The organism is Saccharomonospora halophila 8 (assembly GCF_000383775.1).
Classification (GTDB): domain Bacteria; phylum Actinomycetota; class Actinomycetes; order Mycobacteriales; family Pseudonocardiaceae; genus Saccharomonospora; species Saccharomonospora halophila.
Genome location: NZ_KB912556.1, coordinates 63,100 through 72,642, shown reverse-complemented (window position 1 = coordinate 72,642; position 9,543 = coordinate 63,100). Strand labels below are relative to the sequence as shown.

Sequence of the window (9,543 nt, the reverse complement as noted above, 5' to 3'; positions counted from 1 at the left end):
GGTGCCGGACCCGGTGCCGGGCCGGGTGGCGCACCCGGTGCCGGTGTCCGGGCGAGCGTTGCACGCAGGCCCGCCGGGTCGCTCTCGACCCCCACCAGCAGCGGCAGCCCCCGGGAGGAGAGGTCGACGAGTCGGGAGGCGACCTCGCGCGGGTCCAGGCCCACCGTCGCCGCGAGTTCGTGGACGGCGACCTTGCCCGCCTCGGCCAGTGCGGCGAGCAGGCGCGCGTCGACGGGATCGGTCACGGACACGCCCCCGAGAGTAGTCGCCGGACCGCGCCGTCCGGGTGCCACCGTGGACAACGCTGCCGGTAATCCTCGACACGGGGCGCGGGGAGACCTCCTTCCGACCGTGGGCGGGTGTCGCCGCCGGACGGTAGGCTGCCGCGCCATGACTCCCGTCACCGAGCTCGCCGACGAGTTCGTCGGTGCCCTGTTCGACGCCGACCCGTTGACACCCGTGCTCCTGGGCCTCGAACCGACCCGTACCGGCCTCGCGGAGGTCGACGGGGCGGCCCAGCGGCGGCACCGGGACCGCTTCGCCGACCTGGCCCGGCGCGCACGGGAGCTGGACACCGCGGGGATGAGCGACACCGACCGCACCACCCGGGACGTGCTGCTGGCCTCGGCGCGGGCGGAGATCGACCAGATCGACGCCCGCCTGGTCGAGTACACCGTCAGCGACTTCTTCGTCGCGCCCGCGGCGGGCCTGCTCACCCTGCTGCCGATGGTCGGGATCGCCGACTCCGCGCAGGGGCGGGCGCAGCTCGACCGGCTCGCGGAGATCCCCCGATACCTGGAGCAGGTCGCGCAGCGGCACCGGGACGGCGTGGCCGCGGGGCGTACCCCGGTGGCGCACCTGGTGCGGGCGGCCGTCGCGCACCTCGACCGCTATCTCGCCGCCCCGGACGACGACCCGCTGGCCCGGCAACCCGCGGTCGACGAGGAGTTCGCCGACCGTCGTGCCCGGCTGCTGGCCGAGGTGGTCCGGCCCGCGTTCGCCACCTACCGCGACGTCCTCGACCGGGAGATCGCCCCGCAGGGGCGGCCCGAGGAGCGGCCCGGGCTGTGCCATCTGCCGGAGGGTCGCGCGCACTACGCCGCGCTCGCCCGGGTGCACACCACCACCGACCACTCGCCGGAGCGGTTGCACGAGACGGGGCTGGCGCTGATCGACGATCTGGCGGGGGAGTACGCCCGGGTCGGTGATCGCGTGTTCGGTACCTCCGACCTCGGCGAGATCTTCGAGCGGCTGCGCACCGATCCCGCGCTGCGCTGGGACAACGCCGAGGAGCTGCTGGAGACCGCCCGCACCACCATCGCCCGGGCCGAGCGGGAGGCGCCCCGGTGGTTCGGCCGCATCCCGCCGCAGCCGTGGGTGGTGGAGCCGGTACCCGAGGCGGAGGCCCCGGGGGCGGCGGCAGGGTACTACCTGCTCCCCTCGGTCGACGGGTCCCGGCCCGGCACCTACTTCGCCAACACGTACCGGGTGACCGAGCGGTTCCGGCACACGCTCGAATCGATCGCCTTCCACGAGGTGATCCCGGGGCATCATTTCCAGCTCAGCACCGCGCTCGGACTGACCGACCTGCCGTTGCTGCGCCGGATCAGTGGCTTCAACGCCTACAGCGAGGGGTGGGGGCTGTACTCGGAACGGCTCGCCGACGAGATGGGCCTGTACTCCGACGACATCGCGCTGCTGGGCCTGTTGAGCAGCGATTCGATGCGCGCGGGCAGGCTCGTCGTGGACACCGGGCTGCACGCGCTCGGCTGGACCCGGCAGCAGGCGATCGACTTCCTCGCACGCAACACCCCGCTGCCCACGGTGGAGATCGTCGCGGAGGTGGACCGCTACATCGGCTACCCGGGGCAGGCACTGTCCTACATGGTCGGCCGGTTGGAGATCCAGCGGCTCCGGGCGGAGGCGGAACGGGAGCTCGGTGCGGCGTTCGATGTCCGCGCCTTCCACGACCTCGTGCTGTCCGGGGGCGCGTTGCCGATGACGGCGCTCGCCGACGTCGTCGGCCGCTGGATCGCCGATCGGCGCTGAACGTACGGCGCCGAACGGGCCGTGCGCGGCACGGGCCGTGCGGCGAACGGACCGTGCGCCGAGAGGCACCACCGGCCGACCGGTGGTCCTCACTCCACCGTGGCCAGCCGGGCCGACACCAGCACGGCCCCGGGGTCGTCCTCCGTGCGGTCGAACACCCCGGTCGTGGTGAGCAGCCGCAGCGTCCGGCTCCCGGTGGGCGCGGTCGCGCGTTCCACCGCGCGATCGTGCGGGACGCGGTCGACCCGGTCGACCGTGAACGTCACCTCGGTGCCGTCCGCGCGGTGGACCGTGATCCCGTCGCCCGCGTGCAGCCGGGAGAGCCCGGCGAAGACCCCGCGCTCCGCCGCGTAGCTGGCGTGCCCGGTCAGTACGGCGGCGCCCGGTTCGCCCGGGGTGGGGGTGGTGGCCAGCCAGCCGACCACCCCCGCGTGCCCGGGAACCTCCATGCCCCCGCCCGTGGTGCGGTGCAGCTCGATCACGGACCGGGTGTCGATACCGACCGCGGGTACGGACACCCGGGTCGGGACGGATTCCGGGAGGGGAGTACGGGACGTGGGCGGGGCCGCGACCGCCAGTGGCCCCCGCGGGGGTGTCGTCGTATCCGCCCCCGGAAGCGTGGCGGCCGGATCCGTCATGTCGGTGCCGCCCGACCGCAACAGCGCTACCGCCGTCAGCGCCGTCGCCAGGGTGACCACGACCGCCGCCGCGGCGGCACCCCACCGGGCCGTCTCGTCCGGCCGGGCGCCCGGCGGCCCCGGCGTCGGGTCGCCGGGCATGCGCAGGGTTGCCACTCTCTCCTCGTCCCCTCCGGTGTGATTATTCCCTTATCTAGGATCGCCGGGACGGGTCTGTGTCGTTACGGCAACAGGTGTCACACGAATCAATGTCACCCGAATGGGTTACAGCGCCGTTATCGGTCGCGGTGCGTGGGAATCCATCGGTTTTCGCGGCATGGGAGGTGCGGTCGGTGGCAGGCTCAGGCACGGTCGGCGTACTCGACGTGGGCTGCTTCAGCGCACGGTTGCGGTGTGTGAACCGTGCCGGGGCGGCACTCGAACCGGTGGTGAACCACAAGACGCGACTACGCCTGGACCGGTCCCTCGACGCCACCGGCCGCCTGCGCGGCGAGGGAGTGGACGCGGTGGTGTCCGCCGTCCGCTCCGCCGCCGAGGTCGCCCGGCGCAACGGAGTGACCGACGTCTTCGGCCTGGCGACCTCGTCCATCCGGGACGCGCGCAACGCCGAGGAGGTCCGCTCCCGCGTCCGGGACGAGACGGGGATCGCCCTGCGGTTCCTCAGCGGGGTCCAGGAGGCCGGGCTGTCCTACCGGGCCGCGCGGGCGTGGTTCGGTGCGGAGGCCGGGCCGCTCGCCGTGCTGGACATCGGCGGCGGCACCGTCGAACTCGCCGCCGGGTGCGGGATGTATGCCGAGCTCGCCCGGTCGCTGCGCCTGGGCGCCCGGGAGTCCACCCGCCGGTGGCGGCTGGACACCGACCGCCCGTCCGGACACGCACTCGACGCACTGCGGGACGACGCCGTCGAGCGGATCCGCGCCGCGGTCGGGGACGAGATGCCCCGGCTGCGGGAGTTCCGCACGGTCGGCTGCTCCAAGGTGCTGCGCCAGCTCGCCGTTCTGGCCGGTCGCCGGCGGAAGGGCACGAAGAGCCGGGAGCTGCATGTCGAGGACGTGCGGGAATGGATCCCGCGGCTGGCGGCGCTGCCGCCCGCGCGCCGCGCCGAACTGCCCGGGATCTCCCGGCCGCGTGCCCGGCAGTCCCTCGCGGGTGCCGTGGTGGCCGAGGCGCTGCTCACCGTGTTCGGTGGGCCCGTCGTCACCTGCCCCTGGTCGACGACCCAGGGACTGCTGCTCGCGCTGATGGACGAGGGCGCGAGCGAGTGGGTACGGTCGCAGGCAGCGTGATCGCCGTGGCGGCGTGCGTGCCGGCACCCGCGTGCGGTGCCGGCGAGTCGCCCACCGAAGGCGAGTCGCCCACCGAAGGCGAGTCGCCCACCGAAGGCAAGGTCGATACCGATGAGCCGACCCGAGTTTCCCCCGGCCGACGAGCGCGGACCCCGGCCGGACGAGACGGACCCGGTCCGCGACGGAACCCGGCGACGCCGGGAGCGGGACACCGACGGGACGCTGAACCGCGACGTCCCCGAGCCGCCCAACCGGGACGACATCCGCACCGACGACGTGACCTCGGACGCGGGCACCGTCGAACCTCCGGACTGACGACGGCGCCGCCACCCCGAGCCGCGAGGTCCCGGAGCCACCGCGGGGCCCGGGAGCACCGGGGGGTCAGCCCGCCCCGGTGACCGGCACCCGACGTCGGGTGGGGGCCCTCCCGGCGGGCTGGGACGGGCGTTCGGTCGGTTCGCCGGGAGGCAGGGGCAGGCTCGTCGGCTCCTCGGTGACGGTCACCGGTTCTCCGTAGTGCGTGAGGGTGAACGGCTTGCCGTGGATCAGGCGGTAGGTCGCCGACTCGCGCCGGATCTCGACGCAGAACTGGGAACCCCGGAAGCACATCCGGAAGGCGATCCGGTGCGGGACGGACGGCAGCCGTGGGGCGAAGCTCAGCTCGCCCCCGTGGTCCCGCATTCCGCCGAACCCCGCGACCATCGCCAGCCATGAGCCCGACATGGCGGCCATGTGCAGCCCGTTGCGCACGTTGTGGTGCAGGTCGCGCAGATCGGTCAGAGCCGACTCGGCGAAGTAGTCGTAGGCCAGGTCCGGATGTCCGCACTCGGCGGCCAGCACCGCCTGGGTGGCCGCCGACAACGAGGAGTCCCGGACGGTCAGCTGTTCGTAGTAGGCGAAGTTGCGCCGCTTCTGTTCCAACGAGAAGGCATCGCCGCGCAGGTGCATCGCCAGTACCAGGTCCGCCTGCTTGACCACCTGCTTGCGGTAGAGGTCGAAGTACGGGAAGTTCAGCAGCAGCGGGTACCGGTGGGCGGGTGTCCCCGTGAAGTCCCACCGGGCGTGCTCGGTGAACCGTTCCGACTGCGGATGCACCTTCAGCAGGTCGTCGTAGGGGATCCGCATCTTGCGGGCGGCCTCCCGCCACCCGGCGACCTCCACGTGGTCGACCCCGAGCTCCTCGGCGATGTCCGGTTGCCGCTCGCACGAGTCCGCGGCGGCGCGGAGGTTCCGCTGCGCCATCAGGTTGGTGTAGACGTTGTTGTCCACCACGGCGCTGTACTCGTCCGGCCCGGTCACCCCGTCGATGCGGAACCCGCCGTGCGGGTCGTGGTGGCCCAGTGAGATCCACAGCCGTGCGGTCTCGGTGAGCAGTTCGGTGCCGCACTGCCGTTCGAACTCGGTGTCGTGGGTGGCCTGCAGGTACCGCACGACCGCGTCCGCGATGTCGGCGTTGACGTGGAAGGCGGCGGTGCCCGCGGGCCAGTACGCCGAGCACTCGGCGCCGTTGATCGAGCGCCACGGGAACGCCGCCCCGCGCAGTCCGAGCTGTGCGGCGCGGTCCCGCGCCTTGTCCAGGGTGCTGTGCCGCCAGCGCAGGGCGTCCCGCGCGGCGTCCGGCAGGGTGTAGGTGAGCACCTGCAGCACGAAGGTCTCGGTGTCCCAGAACGCGTGGCCGTCGTAGCCCGGTCCGCTCAGCCCCTTGCCCGGGATCGCCCGGCTCTCGCCACGGGCCCCGGCCTGCAACACGTGGAACAACCCGAACCGGACGGCCTGCTGGAGTTCCGGATCGCCGTCGATCTCCACGTCCGCGCTGGCCCAGAACTGGTCCAGAAACCGCCGCTGTTCGGCCAGCAGTCCCTCCCAGCCCGTCTGCAGGGCCCCGGCGAGCGCGGCGTCGACCTGGGCGTGCACCGCGGGCAGCGACCGCTGCGCCGACCAGCCGTAGGCGAGGTACTTGGTCACCCGCAGCTTCTCCCCGAGCGGGACGTCCACGGCGATCGTGAGCCGGGCCAGATCCTGTTCGACCCTGATGTCCGTGCGCAGGTCCTCGCCCGCCTCGATCCGGTGGTCCATGGCGGCGGCCATCCGCAGCCCCGACCGCTTCGTGCGGTGAACCAGGACGGCACGCTGGTCCTCGGCCCGGGCGAACTCACCGATCAGGGGCGCTTCGAGCGCCGCGGCCACCCGCGGATCGCCCGAGTCCGACTCGATCGGCTCGTTGGCGAGCAGGTCTGACTGGGCCACGAGCTGGACGTCCCCGTCCAGGGGTTCCACCTCGTACCGGATCGCCGCCGCCGCCCGCTGGGTGAACGACACCAGCCGCTCGGTGCGGACCAGCACCCGCCTGCCCGTGGGCGAGACCCACTCGGTCTCCCGCCGCAGGGTCCCCGAACGGAAATCCAGTGTGCGGGAGTGCCGGTCCGCGTGCCCGTACCGCATGTCCAGCGGTTCGTCCTCGACGAGCAGGCGGATCACCTTGCCGTCGGTGACGTTGACGACCGTCTGGCCCGCCTCGGGGTAGCCGTAGCCGCCCTCGGCGTAGGGCAGTTCGTGCTCCTCGTAGAAGCCGTTCAGATAGGTCCCGGGCAGTCCGCGCGGTTCCGCCTCCTCCAGAGTGCCCCGCATCCCGATGTGCCCGTTCGACAGTGCGAACGTCGACTCCGTGCGTTGCAGCTGGTCCACGGCCAGGCCCTGCCAGCGGAGCTCCCACGGCGAGCGCCCGTAGCCACGTTCGACGTCGGTCACGCTCCTCCCTTCAGCGATCCGGTGGGCAACAGCTCGGCGAGGTCGTCGACCACGACGTCGGCGCCCGCCGCCCGCAGGGCCTCCGCCTGCTCGGCCCGGGCGTCGCCGACCGTGGTCGTCCCGGTGGAAGCGGGGTCGGAGTCGTCCGGTCCGGATGCCGCCGCCACCCGGTTGACCCCGACCACCCACGCGAAGTCACCGGTCCTCCCCGCCTGTACCCCGGACCGGGCGTCCTCGAACACCGCGGCCCGGTCGGGTCCGACCCCGAGTTCGCGTGCGCAGCGCAGGAAGGAATCCGGTGCGGGCTTGCCACGCAGGTTCTCCGCGAGGATCGTGCGGCCGTCCACGCGTGCCCGGACGTAGGGCGTCAGCCCGGCCGCGTCGAGCACCAGCTCGCCGTTGGCGGACGAGGTCACCACGCCGATCGCCAGTCCGTGTTCCCGGGCGGCGTCGAGGTAGCGGACCGAACCGGGGAAGGGGCGCACCCCCTCGGAGGACAGCAGCGCCAGCAGACGGTCGTTCTTGCGGTGGCCGACACCGTGCACGGTCGCCGCGTCGACCGGGTCGTCCGGTGTGCCCTCCGGCAGGTGCAGACCGCGGGAGGCGAGGAACCCGCGCACCCCGTCGAGGCGCGACCGCCCGTCCACATGGGCGGTGTAGTCCCGGTCGGTGAACCCGTGCTGGTCGGGGGCGTGCTCCCGCAGCACCTCGTCGAAGGTCCGCCGCCACGCGCGCAGATGCAGCGAGGCGGTGCTCGTCAGCACACCGTCGAGGTCGAACAGGCACGCGGTGACCGCGCGGGGTAACCCGATCATGCCGTTCACGTTAGTAGCGCGGCCCCCGCCCCGCCACGCTGAAACCTGTACACTTGAAGAGATGAAAAGATGATCAGTCGGCGTCGGCCGTGCCGATGACCCGTCTTCCTCCCGGGAGCGCTATGGATACCCTTGCCCTGCACGTCAGCGACGGGTTGGTGGACGTGCCCACCTCGCTGGTGTTCGGCGTGGTGGCCGTGGTCGGCCTCGTCGTCGCCCTCCTGATGTCCCGGCGTGCGCTCGACGAGCGGCTGGTGCCCCTGGCCGGGCTGGTGGCCGCCTTCGTGTTCGCGCTGCAAATGATCAATTTCCCGGTGCTGCCGGGTGTCAGTGGTCACGTGCTCGGTGGGGCGCTGGCCGCCGTCCTGGTCGGTCCCTGGGTCGGCGCGGTCGGCCTCGGCGTGGTGCTGCTCGTGCAGGCCCTGCTGTTCGCCGACGGCGGGCTGAGTGCGCTCGGCATCAACATCACCAACATCGCCCTGCTGGGTACGGCCGCGGCCTACCTCGTCGCCCTCGGGTTGCGGCGGTACGCGCGGGCGTCCCGGACGGGCCTGCTCGTCGTCACGTTCGCGGCGGCGTGGGTGGGCACCGTCGCCGCCGCGGGGGGATTCGTCGTGCAGTACGCCCTCGGCGGTGAGGGCGACGTCCCGATCGGTGGGCTGGCGGCGGCGATGTTCGGGGTGCACGCGCTCATCGGGATCGGCGAGGGGGTGATCACGGCGGTGACCGTGGCCGCCGTCGCCGCGGCCCGCCCGGAACTGGTGCATCTGCTCGGCCGTCGGCCGGTGACCACGGAGAACGACACGCTGACCACGGAGGCGGGACGGTGAGTACGGAGCGGGAACCGGATCTCCCGGACGGAACGGGTCGAACGGGCGCGGGCCGGAGGCGGCCCGGCGCGCGGTTCTCCGTCGTGCTCGGTCTGGCGGCGGTGCTGCTCGCCGGGGTGGTGTCCTACCTGGCCGACGGGTCCCCGGACGGGTTGGAGTCGGTGACCCGACAGGGGTGTGCCGAGGTCGACGGCGAACTCCGGGGGGACTGCGTCGCGCAGACCGAGCGCGAGCACGACCTCGCCGGGAGCGTGCTCGCCGACTACACCCTCGGCGGCGACGAGACGTTCACCGGGTTCGCGGGGGTGCTCGGCGTCCTGGTGACGCTCGCCGTGACCGTCGCCCTGGTGTGGCTGCCCCTCCGGCGGCGACGGTCCGGACCGGGTGGTTCCGGACGGTGACCACACCCGTGCTGCACCGGCCGGCCGACACCCCGGTGCACCGGCTCGCACCCGAGGTGAAGGTCGTCGGCGCGGTCTCGGCCGTGCTGGGCGTGGTGGCCACCCCACGGGAGGCTTTCTGGGCCTTCGCGCTCCACCTGCTCGTGCTGGTGGGTGTGTGGGCGGCCGCGCGGATACCACCCGGCTGGCTCGCCCGGCGGGCCGTGATCGAGGTGCCGTTCGTGGTCTTCGCCCTCGTCCTCCCGTTCGTCTCGGGCGGGCCCCGCACCGACGTGCTCGGGGTCGCGGTGTCCGCGGAGGGCCTGCTGGCCGGGTGGAACATCGTCGCCAAGGGCACACTGGGCCTGCTGGTGTCGCTCACCCTGGCGGCGACCACGCATCCCGGTGAGCTCGTCACCGGACTACGTCGCCTGCGGGTCCCCGGCACGCTGACCACGATGGCCGGACTGATGCTGCGCTACGTCGAGGTGATCGTGTCCGAGGCACGCCGGATGTCGCGGGCCCGCCTGGCCCGCGGGGACGACCCGCGGTTCCTCTGGCAGGCGGGCGGGCTCGCCCGTGGTGTCGGGACGCTGTTCCTGCGCAGCTTCGAGCGGGGCGAACGGGTACACCTGGCGATGCTCTCCCGCGGGTTCCGCGCCGGGGCCCCGGACACGCACACCGCCGACGGCCCCCGTGCCGCACCCGGTCAGTGGGCGGCGGCGCTGGTTCCCGGCACGGTGATCGCGGGGGTCTGCGGGGTGGCACTGTGGCTGGGGTGAACGCCGACCGCCGCG

Annotated in this window: 10 protein-coding genes; 6 read left to right on the top strand and 4 right to left on the bottom strand. The window is 73.2% G+C overall.

Going from position 1 to position 9,543, the window contains the following annotated elements; genetic code table 11:
* A partial coding sequence (locus tag SACHA_RS24525) for an AsnC family transcriptional regulator (RefSeq protein ID WP_039738873.1) occupies positions 1 to 251 on the bottom strand: 251 nt, incomplete at its 3' end.
* 139 nt (positions 252 to 390) lie between these two features.
* Here SACHA_RS24525 and SACHA_RS0112340 point away from each other — a divergent pair.
* Positions 391 to 2,049, top strand: coding sequence for a DUF885 domain-containing protein (locus tag SACHA_RS0112340; RefSeq protein WP_019810117.1), 1,659 nt, complete (start codon positions 391 to 393; stop codon positions 2,047 to 2,049).
* A gap of 89 nt (positions 2,050 to 2,138) precedes the next feature.
* On the opposite strand, the gene SACHA_RS21840 is transcribed toward SACHA_RS0112340, so the two are convergent.
* Positions 2,139 to 2,843, bottom strand: coding sequence for a sortase domain-containing protein (locus SACHA_RS21840; protein ID WP_157601678.1), 705 nt, complete (start codon positions 2,841 to 2,843; stop codon positions 2,139 to 2,141).
* A gap of 176 nt (positions 2,844 to 3,019) precedes the next feature.
* Between SACHA_RS21840 and SACHA_RS0112330 the strand changes: the two genes are divergently transcribed.
* Both SACHA_RS0112330 and SACHA_RS0112325 read left to right on the top strand, forming a co-directional pair.
* Complete coding sequence (locus tag SACHA_RS0112330; RefSeq protein ID WP_028663129.1) at positions 3,020 to 3,973, top strand: Ppx/GppA phosphatase family protein; 954 nt, start codon at positions 3,020 to 3,022, stop codon at positions 3,971 to 3,973.
* Between the two features lie 111 nt (positions 3,974 to 4,084).
* A complete protein-coding gene (locus tag SACHA_RS0112325; RefSeq protein ID WP_019810112.1) occupies positions 4,085 to 4,288 on the top strand; it encodes a hypothetical protein in 204 nt (67 codons plus the stop codon).
* Positions 4,289 to 4,354: 66 nt separating this feature from the next.
* Here the strand turns inward: SACHA_RS0112325 and SACHA_RS0112320 are convergent, their stop codons facing one another.
* Together SACHA_RS0112320 and SACHA_RS0112315 are read right to left on the bottom strand one after the other, a co-directional pair.
* On the bottom strand, positions 4,355 to 6,721 hold the full coding sequence (locus tag SACHA_RS0112320) for a glycoside hydrolase family 65 protein (RefSeq protein ID WP_019810111.1): 2,367 nt from the start codon (positions 6,719 to 6,721) through the stop codon (positions 4,355 to 4,357).
* Positions 6,718 to 7,536, bottom strand: coding sequence for a beta-phosphoglucomutase family hydrolase (locus tag SACHA_RS0112315; protein WP_019810110.1), 819 nt, complete (start codon positions 7,534 to 7,536; stop codon positions 6,718 to 6,720). The genes SACHA_RS0112320 and SACHA_RS0112315 overlap by 4 nt, the downstream gene beginning before the upstream one ends.
* A 122-nt stretch (positions 7,537 to 7,658) precedes the next feature.
* Here SACHA_RS0112315 and SACHA_RS0112310 point away from each other — a divergent pair, with 122 nt between their 5' ends.
* Genes SACHA_RS0112310 through cbiQ form a run of 3 tightly spaced genes read left to right on the top strand, consistent with a single transcriptional unit; the run spans position 7,659 to position 9,528 of the window.
* A complete protein-coding gene (locus SACHA_RS0112310) occupies positions 7,659 to 8,366 on the top strand; it encodes an energy-coupling factor ABC transporter permease (RefSeq protein WP_019810108.1) in 708 nt (235 codons plus the stop codon).
* The gene (locus SACHA_RS0112305; protein ID WP_019810106.1) at positions 8,363 to 8,767 is read left to right on the top strand and encodes a PDGLE domain-containing protein; all 405 of its coding nucleotides are present in this window, start codon (positions 8,363 to 8,365) and stop codon (positions 8,765 to 8,767) included. The genes SACHA_RS0112310 and SACHA_RS0112305 overlap by 4 nt, the downstream gene beginning before the upstream one ends.
* Entirely contained in the window at positions 8,764 to 9,528 is a 765-nt protein-coding gene (gene cbiQ / locus SACHA_RS0112300; RefSeq protein WP_019810104.1) for a cobalt ECF transporter T component CbiQ, read from the top strand. The genes SACHA_RS0112305 and cbiQ overlap by 4 nt, the downstream gene beginning before the upstream one ends.
* Positions 9,529 to 9,543 lie beyond the last annotated feature (15 nt).

What these genes read in the sequence shown, in the direction of transcription:
- SACHA_RS0112310 (WP_019810108.1), top strand. Translation starts at nt 7,659, where the DNA reads ATGGATACCCTTGCCCTGCACGTCAGCGACGGGTTGGTGGACGTGCCC.
- SACHA_RS0112315 (WP_019810110.1), bottom strand. Translation starts at nt 7,536, where the DNA reads ATGATCGGGTTACCCCGCGCGGTCACCGCGTGCCTGTTCGACCTCGAC.
- SACHA_RS0112340 (WP_019810117.1), top strand. Translation starts at nt 391, where the DNA reads ATGACTCCCGTCACCGAGCTCGCCGACGAGTTCGTCGGTGCCCTGTTC.
- SACHA_RS0112325 (WP_019810112.1), top strand. Translation starts at nt 4,085, where the DNA reads ATGAGCCGACCCGAGTTTCCCCCGGCCGACGAGCGCGGACCCCGGCCG.